Source organism: Flagellimonas sp. 2504JD1-5 (assembly GCF_053618295.1).
In genome coordinates this window covers 1,134,211-1,154,405 of record NZ_JBSIOU010000001.1, presented here as the reverse complement: position 1 = coordinate 1,154,405, position 20,195 = coordinate 1,134,211, and the positions used below count along the sequence as shown (strand labels likewise).

Annotated in this window: 8 protein-coding genes; 2 read left to right on the top strand and 6 right to left on the bottom strand. The window is 41.7% G+C overall.

Going from position 1 to position 20,195, the window contains the following annotated elements; translation table 11 throughout:
* Window positions 1-28: 28 nt before the first annotated feature.
* From ACULLG_RS05195 to ACULLG_RS05185, 3 genes are all read right to left on the bottom strand, one after another.
* Window positions 29-10,150, bottom strand: a complete 10,122-nt coding sequence (locus ACULLG_RS05195) for a PKD domain-containing protein (RefSeq protein ID WP_452125703.1) — start codon at window positions 10,148-10,150, stop codon at window positions 29-31.
* 431 nt (window positions 10,151-10,581) lie between these two features.
* Entirely contained in the window at window positions 10,582-11,208 is a 627-nt protein-coding gene (locus ACULLG_RS05190) for a pyridoxamine 5'-phosphate oxidase family protein (protein ID WP_452125702.1), read from the bottom strand.
* A 4-nt stretch (window positions 11,209-11,212) separates the two neighbouring features.
* Entirely contained in the window at window positions 11,213-11,623 is a 411-nt protein-coding gene (locus tag ACULLG_RS05185; RefSeq protein ID WP_452125700.1) for a nucleoside deaminase, read from the bottom strand.
* Between the two features lie 335 nt (window positions 11,624-11,958).
* Between ACULLG_RS05185 and ACULLG_RS05180 the strand changes: the two genes are divergently transcribed.
* The gene (locus ACULLG_RS05180) at window positions 11,959-13,173 is read left to right on the top strand and encodes a phage integrase SAM-like domain-containing protein (RefSeq protein ID WP_452125699.1); all 1,215 of its coding nucleotides are present in this window, start codon (window positions 11,959-11,961) and stop codon (window positions 13,171-13,173) included.
* 77 nt (window positions 13,174-13,250) lie between these two features.
* A complete protein-coding gene (locus ACULLG_RS05175) occupies window positions 13,251-13,451 on the top strand; it encodes a helix-turn-helix domain-containing protein (protein ID WP_452126531.1) in 201 nt (66 codons plus the stop codon).
* 674 nt (window positions 13,452-14,125) lie between these two features.
* Here the strand turns inward: ACULLG_RS05175 and ACULLG_RS05170 are convergent.
* The 3 genes from ACULLG_RS05170 to ACULLG_RS05160 are packed head-to-tail and all read right to left on the bottom strand — an operon-like array spanning window position 14,126 to window position 20,132.
* Window positions 14,126-15,562, bottom strand: coding sequence for a RagB/SusD family nutrient uptake outer membrane protein (locus ACULLG_RS05170; protein ID WP_452125698.1), 1,437 nt, complete (start codon window positions 15,560-15,562; stop codon window positions 14,126-14,128).
* 11 nt (window positions 15,563-15,573) lie between these two features.
* Window positions 15,574-18,594: a SusC/RagA family TonB-linked outer membrane protein gene (locus ACULLG_RS05165; RefSeq protein WP_452125697.1), complete on the bottom strand. Its 3,021-nt coding sequence runs from the start codon at window positions 18,592-18,594 to the stop codon at window positions 15,574-15,576.
* Window positions 18,595-18,611: 17 nt separating this feature from the next.
* Window positions 18,612-20,132: a GEVED domain-containing protein gene (locus ACULLG_RS05160; RefSeq protein WP_452125696.1), complete on the bottom strand. Its 1,521-nt coding sequence runs from the start codon at window positions 20,130-20,132 to the stop codon at window positions 18,612-18,614.
* Between the last annotated feature and the right edge of the window lie 63 nt (window positions 20,133-20,195).

The window sequence follows — 20,195 nt, the reverse complement described above, 5'->3', positions numbered from 1 at the left end:
ATTTTTCGCTATTTCCCTACCCATTTTCCTATCTATTTATGTACAACCAATCTGTTCTAGGTGCTGAACCGTCTCCAAGATCAAGCACATAATAATAGGTGCCCACTGGCAATTGATCTCCTTGTTGTACCGTGGCACGACCATTTGAGCTTCCATCCCAATCATTGTTGTAGGAGCGTTGTTCATATACAATGTTGCCCCATCGGTTGTAAACCTTGAGTACATTGTTAGGGTATCGGGAAATACAATCAATTTTAAAGAGATCGTTTACCCCGTCACCATTTGGTGAAAACTCATTGTAAACCGTTAAACAGGAAGGTTCAACGAAGGCTTGATCGGAATCATTGCTTCTATTCACATCCAATTGATCAACATATGCCAAACTCGCTGTATTCAAGTAGTTGTTGATATCCAATACTTCAACAGTAAACTGAAGACTTGCAGTTCCCAATGGATCCAGGGAATCAATTTCCCAAAACCCAGAGATCTCGTCAAAAGCACCAACCGATGCCTGAAAGGTTATTAATTGATAACCGGAAGGCAATTGGTCTTCTATTCCAATATTGGTAGCCGTAACATTACCTTGATTGGTCAGCGTTATGGTAAAAATCACTTGGTCTCCGATATTTGGGGAAGCATTGTCCACAGTTTTTGTAACTGCGATATCCGTTGTTTGAGGTATAACCCCAATGACAACCTCATCGTCATCCGCCAGTCCATCGGAAAAATCATCTTGGTCGATTCCTTGATTAGGATCACTATCGGGGTCGGCCAAATCACTAGCGGAGATGGTCGCAATATTCAAATATTCATCAACAGTTCCGCTTGGGGCATTGACAGTGGCCAAAACCACTAAACTTTCTGTATTTTGATTGAATATTGTTCCGTTAATATTCCATATTCCAGTGTTCGCATCATAGGTTCCCGCGGTTGTAATATGGGATTGATAGGTATACCCTACTGGTAACAAGTCTGTAATTTCCACGCCTGTGGCATCACTTGCCCCATTGTTGGTGATACTTACAGTGAATTCGATTACATCTCCAACATTTGGGGTAGCATTATCGACTGTTTTTGTCAAAGAAAGGTCTGCCATTCCATTAGGTACAGGTATAACCGTATCTTGGTCATCTTCAGTACTTAATTTATTATCTGGAGTTGAGTCTGGGTCAAAAGTATCTAACCGAATCAACTCTGCAGTATTGCTATAATTTCCTGAGGGAAGTACTGTTGCAGTAATTGTAAGCGTCTCAGATAAACCGTTGGCAATTGTTGAAACTGCCCAAACTCCAGTAATTTGATCATAAGTTCCTGATGTGGCCACTGCGGAAACCAAACTATATCCCGTTGCCAAAGCATCTTCAACAACCACACCGGTAGCTTCATTAGGGCCCGAATTCGTAACTGTTACCGTAAATACGATTTGCTCTCCAACTGAAGGACTAAGGTCATCCGCTGTTTTAGATACGGAAATATCGGTTACCAATCTTGGCGTTACCGATTGTTGGTCTTGATCATCTTCAGAAAGTATATTGTTTCCAGGTGTTGAATCAGGATCCAATTGAATAGCAGCTATTACCTCTGCTACGTTATTGTAGTCCCCTGAGCTATTCACCTGTGCGGTAATATTTAAAATAGCATTGCCTCCACCGGTAATAGTACCAATATTCCATAACCCGCTTGCCGCACTGTATGTTCCACCAGAATCGTCAGAAACGTAATTATATCCTGAAGGAAGTGCATCCGAAACCACTACATTGGTGGCATCACTTGGTCCATCATTCGTCACAGTAATGGCAAATGTTATATTGGTCCCTACATCAGGAAATTCATTGTCCACGGTTTTATCCAAAGACAGGTCAGCCGTTGGAATGGGTGTTGTACCAGCACTATCTTGATCGTTTTCAAATATGTTGTTGTTGTTCGGAGTGGAATTTGGATCCAGATTACTGGATGAGAAAACTTCAGTAACATTGAAATAATCTCCAGTCGGATTTACAACTGCCACAATATTCATGGTCTCCGTGGTTCCATTCGGAATTACCCCGTTCAATTCCCAAATGCCCGTATTTGGCTCATAAACTCCTGCCGTTCTGCTATTCGATACATAAGAATATCCCGATGGCAATAAATCTAATACTTCAACTCCAGTAACATCGCTTGGGCCATTGTTGGTAATGCTGATGTTGAAAATTACTTCTTCACCCACCAACGGACTCAAAATATTGACTGATTTGCGCAAAACAAGATCAGAAACCAATACTGGAACAGGTTCAATGGTTTGCTGATCATCTTCTGTATCATCATTATTGGAAGGTTCTGAATCTACATCCGTTTCTGTCAACCCTGTCAATTCTGCAATATTGGTATAATCTCCATTAGCTAATACATTGGCCGTTATTACAATATTTTCAGATACGCCATTGGCAAGATTTCCAACCGTCCAAGATCCATTCAAAGATTCATAAACACCGGTAGACGCAACTGCACTCACAAATCCGTAACCCGATGCTAACACATCCGTAACCACCACATTGGTTGCATCATTGGGACCATCGTTTTGTACGGTAATGGTAAACTCAATTGGGTCTCCTACATTTGGAGTTAGGTTATCTGCTGCTTTGGTAACAGAAATATCAACAAGCGGAGCAGCATTGATAACCACTTGATCCTGGTCATCTTCTCCTGCAACACCATTGTTTGGGGTTGAGTCACTATCGGTTTCACCTTGGGCGGTAATCTCGGCTATATTGGTATAAATTCCGGTTGGATTTACCGTAGCGGTTATATTCAAACTGGTATTTCCTCCATTAGCCAATGCCCCAACGTTCCAAATTCCGGTGGAATCATCATAATTTCCCCCTCCATCATCAGAAACATAGGTGAACCCTGAGGGTAATTGATCCGTCACTTGAATTGCAGTGGCATCACTTGGTCCAGTATTGGAAACGGTTAATGTAAAAACCACATTTGTGTTGACCACAGGGTTCGCATTATCCACATTCTTGGTCAACGAAAGGTCTACCAAAGCGCTTGGAGTAATGGTGACCTCATCTTGATCATCTTCTGCAGAAACTCCATTGCTGGGCGTTGAATCGATATCAAAGGCGTCAGAAGCAGTAATCTGGGCGGTGTTTACAAAATTGCCCGTGGCATTTACCAATACATCAATTATTAAAGTCTCCGAACTTCCGCCTACAACTGTGCCTACTTGCCATTCTCCAGTGGTATCATCATAAATTCCAGCCGTTGAACTATACAAGACATAATCAAATCCTGTTGGAAGCAAATCTGTGACCACAACATTGGTCGCATCATTGGGTCCTGTATTGGAAATGGTGATTTCAAAACTTATTTCATCACCCACATTCGGAGTAATATCATTGTCAACCACAATTTTGGTCAGTGAAAGGTCTGCCTGCAGCGGAGCGGATGTGATTGCATCTTCATCATCTTCGCTTTGATCTCCATCATCATTATTTGGTGTGCTGTCCGAATCAAATTGGTTGCTGAAGGTTACTTCGGCAATATGGGTAAATTCACCCAAAGTACCTGTTGGAGTCAAAACGGTTGCATTGAAAGTAAGTACAGTGGTATTTGTCCCAACGGGGACAGTAAGGCCTGTCCATGTAATGATTCCTGACCCAAAATTATAAGTCCCTCCGTTGTTAATTCCTACGATTGTTCCAAATCCGGATGGCACCAAGTTTTCCACAGAAACACCGGTTGCGGCATTAGGTCCTGAATTGCTCAAATTGATGGTAAAGGTAATCACATCACCCACATCTGGAGAGGTATTACTGGCCAAAATTTCCAGTTCAACGTCTGTGACTTGAGGAACAATAACAAAGAAATCCTCGTCGTCTTCATCTTGATCACCATCGTCATTACCTGGGGTGCTATCTGGATCAAATTGATCTACCGAGGCAATTTCTGACGTGTTCAAATACTCATCTGAGGATCCAGTTGGAGCATTCACAGTGACTTCATAGGACACTGTTGTGGACCCAACGGGCAAACTTGCAATATTCCATGTAATGAATGTTCCTGCGATAGCACTTCCGCCATTATTCACTGTTCCCAATGTATATCCTGAAGGAACAATATCTTCCAAAACAATATTGGTTGCCGTACTTGGTCCAGAATTGGTCACGGTCAATTCGAAAACCACGGTATCTCCAACATTTGGAGTAGCCGATGATGTTGCGCTAATGTCTTTAACCAGACTGAGATCAGCTGATGTAGGCACCACAACTTGTGCATCTTCATCATCTTCACTTTGATCTCCATCGTCATTGTTAGGTGTGCTGTTGGGGTCATATTGATCCACAGCGGTAATTTGTACGATATTTTCATATTCTCCCGGTGCCCCGGTAGGTGCATTTACTGTTGCCTGATAAGTCAAGGTCACCCCTGCCAATGGTGCCGTGGCCAAATTCCAGATTACCTCCGAACCACCTAAATTGAAGATTCCTCCATTGGAAACACTTCCTCCGACTATGGTATATCCAGATGGAACTGCATCTTCAATCGTTACATTGGAAGCTGCATCTGGTCCTGCATTATCCAACTGAACGGTAAAGGTTACTGTATCTCCAACATCTGGAGTGGTGTTGTCCACAGATTTATCTATGGAAAGGTTGGCAACTTGAGGAGTAACGGTTAAGCTTGTTTCATCATCATCGGCAATGGCGTCTCCCAAATCATCAGCTCCTGGTCCAACTGCAGGATCACTATCAGGGTCGCTTTGATTGCTGGTTGTAATTTGAGCACTATTCGTATATTCTCCTGGGGCACCTGTAGGTGTATTTACTGTAGCTTGATAGGTCAGGGCTGTATTTCCTCCAGAAGGAATGAACAATCCAGTCCAACTGGCTGTATTTCCCACCAATAATCCTCCACCATTCACAGCCGTAAGTGTAAATCCAACTGGAAGAACATCCTCCACCGAAACTCCAGTTGCATCATTTGGTCCAGCATTGGAAAGCACCAGCTCAAAGGTAAGCGCATCACCAACATTTGGAGTTGTTGATCCTACAATCACATTTTTGGCTATACTCAGGTCAGCTTCTTCTGTAACTGTTATTGTTACTGAATCTTCATCATCTTCGCTTTGATCCCCATCATCGTTGTTTGGCGAACTGTTGGGGTCAAACTGATCCGATGCTGTTATTTCGGCAGTGTTTACATATTCATTAGGCGTTCCTGTTGGGGCATTGACTGTCACTTCATAGGATACGATTGTGGAACCAACTGGTAAGGATGCTATAGTCCAATTGATGGTTCCCCCAGATTCTATTCCGCCATTATTAATGGTTCCAATGGTAAATCCAGATGGAATAATATCTTCCAAAGTAATGTTTGTAGCGGTGACAGGTCCGACATTGGTAACTGTCAATTCAAAAACCACAGTGTCACCGACATTGGGTGTAAGACTAGATCCAGCACTAATATCTTTCGATAGAGTTAAGTCGGCAATTGTGGGAGTAACCTCCGCGGTATCCAGATCATCTTCACCAGCCAATCCATTGTTTACCGTAGAATCGATATCGAAAGTGTCATTTGCTGTTATCTCGGCAGTATTTATGTAAGCTCCAGATGCATTGACCGTAGCATCAAACGTAAGGCTTAATGTATTTCCATTTGTGATGGACAGGTTCGACCATGTAAGGGATAAATCCCCGGCATTGTAAAGCCCTCCATTGCTTACTGTTCCAGGAACTAGCGTATATCCAGATGGAATAACATCTCGAACCGAAACTCCGGTCGCATCTGAAGTTGTTGATGTATCATTGTTAAAAACATCTATCGCGAAGGTGACCGTATCACCAGGATTCGCGGAAGTAGGTAATACCGACTTGGTCAATTCCAAATCTACGGCTTCCAAAGTAATTTCAACAGTGTCGAATACATCAGCACATATACCATTGGAAATTCTCCATTCAAAAACATAAGTTCCGTTTGTAGCCCCAAAAACTTCTGTATTTGGATCATTTTCATTTACAAACCCTGCAGTAGTAGGTCCTGAAATTTGAGACCAGGTGCCTACTCCAGCTGTTGCTGGAACAGCGGCCAAGGTAACTGAAGAAAATTGATTTAAGTTTTGGTCTGGACCTGCATCTGCACTTCCTGGGTCGGCATAATTGACCAGTTCCATTGTATCAACGAATGTACAACCACCATTTACTACGGTCCATGTAAATTCGTAAGTACCTGCTTCCAATGTATCGATTAGCGTTGTTTCGCTATTAGGTGCAACAATATTTGCTGGAGTTCCAGGCGTTCCGCCAACTCCTGGGCCGGCAGTTTGCGTCCAAGTTCCGGTTCCCACTACAATTGCAGTGGCTGCCATATTGGTTTGGGTTGCAGCACAAAATTCTTGATTCGCCCCAGCATCCGCTGTCGATGGTGCATCTACCGGAAAAGTTATATCCACTGTGTCCGATGTAGGATCACAAGCGGAAGGACTATCTACAAACGCTACGCCATTATGGGCGACAGTCCATGTTAGGGTATAGGTGCCTGTGGTGGTAATATTAGATATTGTTGAAGTGGGCGAGTTTGGATTGTCGATTACGGCTGCTCCCCCGGAAGGATCAACGGTAAAGCTCCAGGTACCCGTTCCAACTGCGGGTGCAACGGCATTCAATTGAGCATCTACCTGACATGCACTTAATTGATCAGGTCCAGCATCTGCTGCAGAAGGAGCGTCATAAACTTCAATTCGAACTACATCAGATGTTGTAAAACAAAATCCCGATTCGAAATTCCATTCCAGGATATAAGTCCCTGGTACAGTTAATCCTGTAATTGTTGAAAGAGGGTCGTTAATATTGGTAATTACTGCTGTACTTCCTGCTGGTTGTTCGGTGAAACTCCAAGTCGCTTCATCCACATCATCTGGAGGCGTATTTCCGGCCAAAGTAGTTTGGTTTGGCACCACCAAATCCCCAAGACATAACAATTGGTCCGGTCCAGCATCTGGCAAAATGGTTGGTAAACCACTTGACTCTACTTGCACTTCATCAGAAGTATTGCCACAACCTGTAGCTCCAGGGTAATTTGTAGTGAACTGAAATCTATAAACCCTTCCCAATTCAATATTGCTGACTTCGGCAACGTTGCTATCCACGGGATTCTGTGATATCGTTGCTAGAGTACCTGGTAGTCCGCCTACACCAGGTCCAAAGGTCTGAACCCAAGTACCTGTTGATCCGAAGGTTGCTTCCAACAAGAAGTTTTGAACTTGACATAATTCCAAATCAGGGCCAGCATCTGCAGGCACAAAAACATCAACTGTTTTATCAGCAAAGCTAACGGGACAGTTTGGGTCTCCTGCAATGGTCCACCGAAAGGTATATGTCCCAGAAACCATGTTTGTTACCGTGGCATTAGGGTCATTTACATCGGAAAAAGTTGGTGTGTTCGGAGCTCCTGAAAGCAAGGTCCAATATCCTGATTCTATATTGCTGTCAAAAGTGTTTCCATCCAATATAATGGAGGTAGAGGAACAGATAGTTTCCGTCGGACTTGTAACAGTAGCTATTGTTGGGGGAATTCCAACATTTAATATCACTTGATCAGTGTCTGAAGAACAAGAACCATTGTTTGAAGTCCATTCAAAAACATATTGCCCAGAAAAACCAAAGGTAATTTGTGCTGTTTGGCTGGTATTATCATCAATTGTAAATCCTCCAGGGCCAGAAATTTGTGTCCAGATGCCATCACTTCCTACGGATCCTGTTGCATCCATGGTAAAAACTGATTGACAGGCAGTTTGATCCGGTCCTGCATCTGCAACAGCATTCGGGCCAACCGTTATTTCAACTTCATCGGAAGTGGATTGGCAACCAGGTGTGATATTTGAGATTGTCCAAGTAAGAATGTAACTCTGTTCTATAGTGATTGTAACATCGGTATCAAATTGGTTGGGGTCATCAAACGCTATCCCGATGGAAGGCATGGCTGTCCATGCTCCAATTTCGTCAACTGCAGGTTGATTTCCTGCCAAAGTTCCGGAAGAAGACCCCGTGGCTAAGCATTGATCAGGCCCAGCGTCCGCCAATTGTGGCCCTTGGGTCGCATTTGTCGAGATGGTAACCGTATCCGTACCCGGGTTGGGGCAGGTAGGGTCGTTTGGGTTGTCTATTGTCCAACGGAAAACATAAGTTTCACTTGGATCATCCAATCCTGAAACCAGGGTTTTTGGGTCATTTGCATCAGCAAACGCAATGGTTGCTCCAGCTGGGGCTGTATCGACTGTCCAGGTTCCTTCCAAGTTAGTGGATGGTGGTGCATTGGCATCCAGCTGGGTTGGAGCACCAAAGCATATATTTTGATCTAAACCTGCATCCGTGGGCACCGGAGCATCTGAAGATACCACGACCTCAACTGTATCTTCCATTGACGGCGCACAGGCACTACCACCTGAAACTCCATACTGGAACACATAAGTTCCAGGAACTAAATTGGAAACATTGGTCGTAGTCGCATAAGGTGTTGCAATAGTTGCTGTGTTTGGCCCACTGATTTGCGACCAAAGTGAACTTCCTACGGTTACAGTGTTACCTGTAATATCTGTACTGGTAACATTACAGGACAAATTCTGATCCGTTCCTGCATTGGAGGCTGTTGGGGTAAGGGCAACTGTTACATTAATTGCATCGGTTGCAACATCGCATCCAGTTTGTATGGTTCCACTTAGTGCTCTTCGAAATAAAACTGTATAGGTTCCCTCGACATCAAAGTCAATGTTCAATGGTGTCGTACCGGTATTGGTAAAAGTACCCGGATTAACCAGTGCTGAACTGCTCGGCCCGTTAATAATACTGTAGGTATTGGTTCCATTTCCAGTTGTTGAAAAAGGAATATCCACACTTGTAATTCCACAGGTTGCTACCATGTCACTTCCTCCATTCGCCGTAATGGAAACGGGATTGGTTGAATATCGAACTGTAGCTGTTGCCGAATCGTTACAAAGTGTTGTTGAATTTTCAATGGTATAGGTGAAGTTATACGTACTGCTTCCATCCAATCCTGTTATTTGGGTGGTTGGAGAGTTCGGATTTAAAATACTTATTCCACCGGGGCCTGAAGTTTGGGTCCACGTCACTGTTTCACCTGTAAATTGGGGCAAGGAACCTTCAAGAGTGACCGTGGTAATGGTGGCATCACAAAACCGAATATTATCATCTTGAATTGATGCCGTTGAAATATCTTGTGTTGCAGCAGCCACATTAATGGTAACTGTATCTTCTCCAGTTGCACAAGGTCCACTAACCGACCACCTAAAAACATATGAACCCTCAATGAGGTTTGAAATGTTGGAATTATTATCATTTACATCAGCAATTGTAGGAACGTTGGGGCCACTTACAAAAGACCAAGTGCCTTGCTGACCATTGATATTGTTTCCGCCAAAGCTGGCAGCCATTGCTGTTGATTGGCTAACCGTATAGCAATTGTCCAAATTTTGGTCCGAACCAGCATCAATTACAGAAGCACCCCCATAGTTGGTTACCGTCATCGTTGAACTCGATTCGCAAAATTGCCCAGGGGCGTAGTCAGGTCCAGTTATTGTCCATTGCAAGGTGGTGATGCCTGCATTACCTTCCGCCAGGGTCAAACTAGTCGTGGGCGAACTTGGTGAATTTATGGTTACACCCGCATCGTTGTTTCCCACGATACTCCACAGGCCTGTTTCACCGCCATTTAGTGGAGTGTTCGCGCTGGTAACAACTGTTCCGGAATTATCAGGGCATGAGGCAATATCATTGCCAGCATCTGCAACAGTGATCGGTTCAACCGTAATATTTACATCTTGAAATTGGGTACTTCCATCCGAACAGACAGCTGTCAACCTGAAAGTATATGTGTTTCCCCCAATAAGTCCCGTAATACCTGTAGCGAGGTTTGATGGGTCATCTATGATCACTGATGGCCCTCCAACTTGCGACCATGTTGGTCCGCTCTGAACCAAACCCCCTGCAGATCCAGATAGATTGAAAGTTCCGATATTTTCGCACACCGTTTCAGGTATTCCCGCATTTATGGAGCAATTCTGGGCATGACCCATTTGAATCATTCCAAACAAAAACAAAAAAGACAGCAGAAATTTACTCTTTTTGAGACGGTTTATTAGTGCAATCATAGTTTAAAAATGAGGTTGTTTTTCCTTGTGGGAATATTCAAACATATCCACTAGAATCCTGTAAAAGGAAAATATGTTGTATTTCATCGATCATTTGTTGTGAAACATCGGATAAACGATGAAAGGTTTTTCATTCCTCCACCCATTTTTACCAATACTGAAGAACATTCCTATGATATATCCTCAATTTCACATTCCAAAATATTTGATTATTAAGCAGTTAACTTTCTGCCCATTACAAGATTAATTGTTACTTCCAATGGGATATTTCAACCTAAAAAATGATGTGAAATAGTAAGGCTATAAATGATGGTCCAAGTATACAAACGGACACATCTTTTTTGTAAGAAAAAAAGCCGGAAAAGTTTAAACGACACTAAATATTATAATCTAGCTGTTATCAAACTGGAAAATCAAAAGAAGAGGTTTGATTACTCATTATTTGATTCGAAACCGCTCAATTTTTGGTTTAAGATTTTAACTTGGTTTTCCAATTTCAGTATATGATCTTCTTTTTCTTTATTCATTTTTGAAATGTCCTCAATGGTATATCGTGGCGTAATATGTTGCGGGCAATTCCAATCAAAAGCTTTAATATGAAAGAGAAAAATGCGTTCGGCTTTGTAATCGTAATCCAACTCCAATTCTTTTGCCAATTCTTGATTGTCTTCCAATGAAACTATTTCTGCTTCTGCATAAATTTTTAAGCGTGCCCTGTTCGCATAATCCATAAGGATTAGGGAGACTTTTTTATGCGTTCTTACATTTCCTGTGGAGATGTATTGCTTGTTGCCAGTAAAATCCAAAAATGCCAATGTCTTTACATCAATCATCTTTAAAAAGCCCTTGGGCCCACCTCGGTGTTGAATGTAAGGAAATCCGTTCTCACCAAATGATGCCATATAAAAGCTATCCCGTTCCTGAATAAAGCTCATTTCCCTAAAAGACAGGCCATCTGGCAATTCCTGACGTTCCATGCGCTCATAGGCATATCTGCTACCTTGTTCTTTTTGAATTTCCTTGATTGTATCTGTGAAAGCTAATTTCGAATAATTCATAGTTTTATGCTTCTAGATGCACACATTTTACTGGAGGTCCCCAACTTTTGGGAACATTATCTGATATCAACAAATTATAAGTGCTGTTGGCACCCCCAAGTTCAACCGATTTCTCTTTAAACACAACGGTTCTTATCTTATGAAACCTAATGGCGTAGCTGCACATAACGCATGGCTCTTTTGTGGTGTAAAGTATCGCGTTTGACATGTTCTTCCCCAATATTTTTCTTGCCTTCCTAATCACTTCCATTTCAGCATGGCAAGTTACATCTTGTTTTGTTGTCGCGGACTCCTCGGCTTCTGCCACAATCTTATCATCCATTACCAACAAACTTCCTACTGGGCTGTTCCCTTTGGTAGCTGCTTGACTTGCCAATGCTTCGCATCGGGCCATAAACTTATTGGCATTTTCCATAGTATCTCCTTAGCCATTAAAATTGTAAAAACCTTACAGAATTATAATTTAGATTGGTTGAGTTGGGCAGAAATGATCGGAAACAAAAAAGCCAAGATCTAAAATCTCGGCCTTCTCTTTGAGTACCTTGGGTGGGAATCGAACCCACACTCCCGAAAGAACTGGATTTTGAATCCAGTTCAAATTATTTCAAAATATCCTTAATTATTTCATAATCAATTGTTTATCAGTGTTTTAATTTTTATTGAATTCATTTAAAATCAATAAAAATCAAAAAATGTTGTACCTATGTTGTACCAAATTTATACTATCTTTATCCAACAAAAATGTCAAAAATGGCCAGTAGCACGAAAATTGTTCTTCGAAAAAAGCCAAATAAAGCTGGCGAATTCCCTTTAGCATTGAGAATATCCAAGGAACGAAAAACCAGCTATATTTATTTGGGTCATTATGTCGAAACTAAAGATTGGGATGATAAAAAAATGCGAATCAAAAAATCACATCCTAACCACGCCCAATTGAACAGCTTCTTACAAACCAAGCTCGCAGATATTGGTAGAATCATTTTGGGTTTACAAACCGACAATAAAGATGTATCCACGGCTCAACTTAAAGATGAAATAGAATCGACCATTAACAAAAAAGACTTTTTCCAAGTAGCACAGGAATATTTAAATGAACTTGAATCCAATAACAAATTAAACCAACTCTCCTCAGACAGACCCAGAGTCAATCATCTAAAGAGATATACCAAGTCCGTGCACCTCCCTTTTAAAGAAATCAATGTAAAATTTCTAAACGGATTTATAGCTTACCTCAAGACCGAAAGAAAAGTTTCCCAAAGATCAGTCGTAAATAATCTTATTGTGGTTAGAACCATTTTTAACAGAGGGATTAAGTCTGGACTTGTTGATAGAAAACTATATCCTTTTGGGCATGGAAAAATTGTGATTAGATTTCCGGAAACCGAGAAAATAGGATTAAACGCCGATGAAATTACAAAGATTGAACATTTAGATCATCTAACCAATGATGAAATGGATGCCAAAAACATTTGGCTTTTCAGTTTTTACCTTGCTGGGATTAGGGCCGCTGATGCGCTGCAACTGAAGTGGGGTGACATTCATGATAATAGGTTGTATTATCAAATGAATAAAAATTCTAAAATGCTTTCATTGGTCATTCCGCATAAGGCATTGGAAATTCTTGAGCACTACAAAAACACAAAACAAGGCCGTAACGACTTTATCTTTCCCCATCTTAAATGGATAAATTGTGATACCGATAAAATTCTATGGAATAAGACCAAACTGGCCATTAGAAAAATCAACACGCATTTAAATTTGATAGCTCAAAAGGCAGGTATAAGCAAAAAGGTAACCATGCATATAGCTAGGCATAGTTTTGGAAATATTGCCGGTGACAAAATACCCGTTCAATTGCTTCAACAGCTTTACAGACATTCCTCGATAACTACTACTATGATGTACCAATCCAACTTTATGAATAAGAAAACGGATGAAGCGCTTCAAAGTGTAGTCAATTTCTAACGCGTTTAAAGTGTCCGACATAACAAAACAAATTGGAATGAGTCATTCTGTTCTTTACAGGAAAATAATGGCCTGAACTGGTCAAAAACATCAATGATTTTGTAAAGTCAATACGACTAAAAAGGGCAGAACAGTTAATCTCGGATAGCGATTATACCATAAATGAAATAAGTGATTTTACAGGTTTTTCAAATCCAAAATACTTTAGCACTTGTTTCAAACAGCAATTCGGAAAGACCCCGACAGAATATCGAAAAGCTTCACCAGCAAATCCATAAGTTTACTATAAACAGAAAGCGAGTGGAACGAAGTTTCACGCTGCAAGCCCCAAATCATACCAAGGACTAATACTACTGAGCGAGGGAAAGGGCTATTTACTGTAAAAAATCTCTGTGTTTTCAATAGTTTTCAAAGTAATTACAGTACCCCCCCTTTTTTATAAAGCTTTATTTTTTGCTCCCAATCTTGATGTGGAGTTGAAATTACACATAATCATTATCTGCATTGGAAAATGTGAATTGTGACAGTATTTTCCCGTATTCATAGGCTTTCCCAAAAGAATTGTCACAATTTGGTCAGAATTTTCAAATGTTCACAGTTTTATTCAAAGTATTAAGTTTACCGGCCTTTCGGCCAGAAATTGGACAACGTAGCACCGCTTTAGCGTGCTACCCTCTCGCTTTACATTATCCGTCCTGCAAGCAGGACAAATAATATAAACACAGAGTGCCTTGATTATCACCATCAATATAGCTTCAAAATCCATAGCTCTCGATGATTATGCAATTTAACTTTTTGAAGATATTTAGTTTCTATTGATGGCTAAGCAACAATACCTCTATCTAATGAGTTTTAGGTTAATCTTAAAAGAAAGAAAAGGCAGAATCTAACCAACTCTGCCCTGTTCTTACTAATTACAAACTAACTATCTAAAACTATATTTTCGCTGTTATTAGTAGCCCGGATTCTGCTCAAGCATGCCAGGAATTAATTGTGTTCCCGGCTTCGGCAACAATCTATCCGTTTCGGTAACTCCTGGATGCTCTGTTTGGTTAACTTCAACTACCATCTTCTTCCTGACTAAATCAAACCAACGATTCATCTCAAAGGCCAATTCCCATGCCCTTTCAGCAATTACGGCATCATCGAAATCTGTTTGGGATAATCCGGAAGCCAAATCTGCCAGACCAGCTCTGTTCCGGACTTCATTTATGGCATCATAAGCAGCGGCGGAAGGCCCCCCTTCAGCCATATTAGCGGCTTCGGCATAAATCAGCAACACATCAGCATAACGTTGCATTACATTAAAACCTTCTCCGCTAAGTCCACCTCCAACTGTGTTTCCTGCATCCCTAAACTTGGCAATATGAGGTTCTACCCCAGCATCAACGAATGAAGTGCCATCAGCAAAAATGGAAGTGAAAGTGGCATCTTTTCTAGGTCCATCGGGAAAAATATCGAAGAAACGCGTCTCACTATGGAAGTCGCCCCAGCCTCCTTCACCATTGCCCCAATGTCTGGATGCAGTATGCAAATGACTCGATGAGGCTCCATCGTTTTCTGTTGAACCATAAAAGGCAAAAATAAATTCGTTGTTTGTTAACCTGTTGGCTTGCACCCATAAATCAGCAAAGTTTGATTCCAAACTATAAGTGCCCGCATCAATTACTTCTTTGGCCTTGTCACGTGCGTCTGCATACTTGGAGGTGTCTTCTAACGGCCATCCGGCCATCGTTAAATATACTTTGGCCAATAAAGCTTTAGCTGCGCCTTGGGTAGGACGACCTCTTTCTTCAAAGCTCAATGGCAGTTTTGCTTCCGCATCTTGTAAATTTTCAACAATCGAAACATAAATTTCTGCTTCTGAGGCCTGTCTTAAATTTTCAATGTCCGTTTGATTTTCAAAAGTGGTGAGTTGCACTTCGCCAAACCATCGCACCAAATGAAAATAGCAGAATGCCCTAACGAATTTTGCCTGTCCTTCGATAGCATTCAATCTGTCCTCAGGAATATTCACGGCATTTTCAAGGTTCCCAATAATCACATTCGCGTTGGCTATGGTTTGATACATGCGTTGCCAAACGGCCAATATGGATTGATCACTGTCAGTGGCACTCAGGGTATTCAAGTTTCTAAATATTCCTGCATTGGACATCACATCCTCTGCTCCTGAAGTCATAATCAGCGGATAGGCATAATCAAAACTTTGCCAGCCTGAATAAAGTGGTCTGAAGGTTCCTGCCAAAGCCGCTTGAAATTCACTCTCTGAGGTGAAGAATGAATCTGGACTCAATAAAGAAGGTGGTGTTTCATCCAGCTCAACTTTGGCACAACCAACAGCAAGCATTGCCACCAAAAAGAATAGCGCTTTATATTTTATTTTTTTCATAGTCTTATTTTTTAAAATTTTACATCAATTCCCAAGGTGTACTGTTTTTGAGAAGGGTATGAGGCCAAATCAATGCCTGCGAAAGTATCCGACCCTTCAGAGCTATTAGACTCTGGATCATAGCCAGAATAATCTGTAATGGTTAACAAGTTGGTTGCTGTAGTGTAAACTCGACAAGAACTTATTCCCAATTTGTTTGTAAAATCACTTGGAAAAGTATAGCCCAGAGTAATGTTCTTTATTCTGAAGTAAGATCCATCTTCAATCCACCTGCTCGAATTTCTGAAACCACCTTCGGCATTATGCGCAGGTATGTCGGTATCTTGATTTTCTGGTGTCCAAACATTTAAATTGGCAACGCTCAGTCCATCGCCACCTTCTATCAAGGACCGTCCAATGTTATAAATATCGTTGCCTTGCACTCCTATCGCAAAAATGTTAAGGCTAAGGTTTTTATAAGTAAAAGTATTGTTCCAGCTATAGGTAAAATCAGGAAGGGCATTACCAATATTCGTAGCATCAGCTATGCTGTAGACTCCATCATTGTTTCGATCTACGTATTTTTCCGACCCAGGAGTAACTCCATATACTTCGGCCAAAATGGCTTCATCCGTTCCCCAGAGACCGTCAAATTCCAATCCCCTGATTAAGCCTATGGGTTGCCCAACCTCCAACCAAACGGCATCGGAATGCCCTGGAAGTCCTGCTCCACCCAAACGGAGTTCGGTTTCACCACTATTAAGAGCCAATACTTTATTTTCATTTCTGGTAAAAGTAACGTCAGAGTTCCACTTAAAATGTTCACTTTGAACTGGAACCACGGAAAGTGCGATCTCTATTCCTTTGTTCTCAACCTTTCCGGCATTAACCAATTGGGTCTGAAAACCGGAAGCCTGGAACAAAGCGCGTTCCAACAACAAATCGGAAGTGGTCTTATTATAGTAGTCGGCCGTTAGATTCAAACGATAATTGAACATAGACAGATCAAGACCTACGTTGTAGCTCTCCGTGGTTTCCCATTTTAAATCGGGATTATCGGCTTGAGTGGATAATGTAATTCCGGTATTGAGATTGGAGCCACTGAATGAAAAGTCGGAACCTGTATCCAGTCTTGAAAGGGATTGGTAGGGTCGAATCGCAGCATTTCCTACCTCACCATAACTACCTCTCAATTTTAAATTGTTGATGGCTTCCGACTCTTTAAGGAAACTTTCATTGGAAATGGTCCAAGCCAATCCCGCAGAGGCAAAAAATGCACGTTTGTTGTTTTTTGAAAAGACCGAAGCGGCATCCGATCTTCCCGTTAAGGTAACAGAATACTTCTCGGCAAATGCGTAGTTCAAACGTCCCATAAAAGATTCTAAGGACGATTTATTCCTAAAGGAACTGGGTTTTGATGGTGTCTCCCCTAACCCAAGGTTATTATAGGTTACGGCATTGGTCAAAAAACCTCTGGCCCCAGCCCAATTTTCATTGAATTTTTGTGTTTGCTGTTCGTAAACTCCAGTCAACTTTAGGTCATGCTTTCCATTAAACTCATCCTCATAGGTCAGAATGTTGGTACTCTGAAAGTTGCTCCATTTGCTGTTATAAATGGATGCCTGCCTGTCCATTTCATTCCCATTGGTTATCCGCTCATTGATGTAAAACCCATTTTCCCTGTCGAACAGTTGATAAGACACATTGATGTTGGCTTTCAATCCTTTTAAAAATTCATATTCAAAGGTGGGGTTAAGAATCATGCCATTGGAATAGTTGTCCCTTATGGGCTCGCTGGCCAAGGCCACCGGATTATATTCGGTGACAGGACCATGTCCTCCACCTGGTTGAGAGTAGGATCCATCTGCCTCAAAAATTGGTCGAGTCGGTGCAAACAATAAAGCAGCATATACCGGACTTCCTTGTGAATCGCGTGAGTTCAAAACAATTGGATTGTCCTTAGAAAAGTTTAAAAATGCATTTAATCCAACTTTTATCTTTTCGCCAAGATTCGCTGCTATGTTGGAACGCATCGAATATCTCCTAAAGGATGAATTGATAATAATCCCATTATTTTCTAAATAATCCCCTGAAACACTATAGTTCATGTTTTCCGTACCTCCACTTACATTAATATGTTGGTTATGGGAAAAACCAGATCTGTATATTTCATTTTGCCAATCGGTTCCTCCATCGGTTGCAAAACTTTGTAATTCTGTATCGGAAAACACCGTGGGCAACCCTCTAGATTGTCTATTGGTGTTAACCTGCGTCGCATATTGATGGGCATTTAAAAAGTCAAACTTTTTAAGCAGTTGATGCACGGTTGTATAGGAATTAATGGTAATGGTCGGTTTTTGATTCCTTCCCTTTTTGGTGGTTATCAAAATTACCCCACTAGCCCCACGAGAACCATAAATGGCCGTTGCGGAAGCATCTTTTAACACTTCAATACTTTTAATGTCGTTGGGATGAACATCACCCAAGGTTGCCCCTTGTACCCCGTCGATAATGACAAGTGGATTGCTCCCACCATTTATTGAACTAATTCCCCTTATCCGAATAGTAACGCTTCCGTTCGCAGAAGCATCATTGTTGGTGATTTGTAATCCCGCAACACGTCCCTGCAACGCTTGGTCAGTCCTAGCGATTGGAACATCCTGAAGTTCATCTACTTTGACTGAGGTTACAGCCCCAACTATGTCGCTCTTCTTTTGAGTACCATAACCAACCACCACTACTTCATCCAATTTGGCTATGTCTTCCTCCAAAAGTACCTCAAGGACCGTTTGATCGTCTATCACAACCCGCTCATCTAAAAATCCGATATAACTAAAAAGTAGGGCTCCATTCTTTGTGGGTAGCTGTATCGAAAAATTACCATCAAAGTCCGAGGTGGTTCCAGTACGACTTCCTTCTAATACAATTGACACTCCTGGCAATGGTGCATTGTCATTTGCCGACTTTACAGTTCCGGTTATTGTTGTCTGTGCCCATGACACCCACCCGCAGAAGGTCAATAGCAATAGACTTAATCTTATCTTATTTTTCATAAATCAATTTGGTTTGGTTATTGAATCTCCACGTTAAAATCCTTAGTAGTACTATTGGCAATCTCACCGCAAGGGTCTGCATCAGGGTCCGTGGTCCAAGCATCTCCTGTCAGCACCCGCATCCGTACCGTTTCAATGGAAGCGTCAGTAGGTACGTCAATCGTAGCGCTAAATGGCCCGTCGTTTAATTGACTTTGTTGCCCAAATACTTGTACACGTTCCCCCGCATCTGAAAAGTCTCCGTTGGAATTCCAATCAATCCATACTACGGTCAAGGACCAGTTATTGGATTGTACCACATCCAAGGTGAAACTCCCTCCTGGGCTTACCATCAAGGTTTGGTCGATCACAAATTCATAGTTACCCCCTGGTTGACCACTGTTATGGTCAATATCAGTGGTTGCGCCAGTAGTTTTTACTGAATCGGGATTGTAGCCCCCTGTTCCAGAAGCAGGACAATATATCTTACCTACAATTTCCACATCAAAATCCTTGGTGGTACTATTTGCAATTTCTCCACAAGGGTCAGCATCTGGATCGGTTGTCCATGCATCACCGGTCAACACTCTCATTCGAACCAATCCGGGAGCAGCTTCCACAGGAACTCCAATTGAAGCATTGAAGGGGCCGTCATTGAGTTGGGCTTGCAGTCCAAACACTTGAACCCGTTCTCCATCATCTAAAAAATCTTTATCTCCATTCCAATCGATCCACACAACTGTCATAGACCAATTATTGGATTGTACAATGGAAATGTCAAAAGAACCTCCGGGGGCCACGGTTAACTTCTCCCCTTCATAATAATTGTAATTGTTTCCGGGCTGATCTTGTGTGTTGTTGATATTAGTTCCTCCACCAGATGTAACAACCTCTTGAGGGTTATAACTTCCTGTTCCCGATGCTGAGCAATAAATAAGTCCAAGTACGGGTGGGTTACCACTCACAATTACCTCAACTGTAGCGGTGTGGCCTCCTTCTTCTGCAGTAGCTGATACTATGGTTACCCCGGCTGATACGGCTGTAATATTTCCATTGGAATCCACTATAGCAACTCCTGGATCACTGGATGCCCATACAATGTCCTTGATTGATGCATCTTCAGGAGTAAATATGACGTTGTACTTGGTTTGTGCTGGATCGGCAATTTCTTCTTCCTCCAGTGCGATTTCTTGAATCTTTGTTATCACATCGACAACAATAGTTTGGGATTGAACTCCTGAAGTGCTGGAGGAAGCTGTTAGTGTGGTGGACCCAAGTGCCACTCCCTTGACTCCGGCCACAAGTCCATTTTCACTAAATTGAATTTGAGCGACTGATGAATCGCTACTGGTCCAGGTCACATCTGAAGTGTTCGCATTTTCAGGTGTTGGGCTCAAGACCAATCCTCTGACTTCTCCAATTCCGAGTCTAATGTCGGTTTCGGTCAGAGTAATCTGTTCTACCAAAATTTCAGTTATTTCATCATCATCACAAGAAAGAAAAGCCAATCCTGTGACCATTAAAAAAAACAACAATCTGGCTCTCGTTTTTTTAAGCATTAGGTACTGATTAAAGTTAGTTTTCATTACAACCATGTTAAGTGGTTTTACGGTCAACTAAAG

What these genes read in the sequence shown, in the direction of transcription:
- ACULLG_RS05195 (WP_452125703.1), bottom strand. Translation starts at nt 10,150, where the DNA reads ATGATTGCACTAATAAACCGTCTCAAAAAGAGTAAATTTCTGCTGTCT.
- ACULLG_RS05190 (WP_452125702.1), bottom strand. Translation starts at nt 11,208, where the DNA reads ATGAATTATTCGAAATTAGCTTTCACAGATACAATCAAGGAAATTCAA.
- ACULLG_RS05185 (WP_452125700.1), bottom strand. Translation starts at nt 11,623, where the DNA reads ATGGAAAATGCCAATAAGTTTATGGCCCGATGCGAAGCATTGGCAAGT.
- ACULLG_RS05180 (WP_452125699.1), top strand. Translation starts at nt 11,959, where the DNA reads ATGGCCAGTAGCACGAAAATTGTTCTTCGAAAAAAGCCAAATAAAGCT.
- ACULLG_RS05170 (WP_452125698.1), bottom strand. Translation starts at nt 15,562, where the DNA reads ATGAAAAAAATAAAATATAAAGCGCTATTCTTTTTGGTGGCAATGCTT.
- ACULLG_RS05165 (WP_452125697.1), bottom strand. Translation starts at nt 18,594, where the DNA reads ATGAAAAATAAGATAAGATTAAGTCTATTGCTATTGACCTTCTGCGGG.
- ACULLG_RS05160 (WP_452125696.1), bottom strand. Translation starts at nt 20,132, where the DNA reads ATGCTTAAAAAAACGAGAGCCAGATTGTTGTTTTTTTTAATGGTCACA.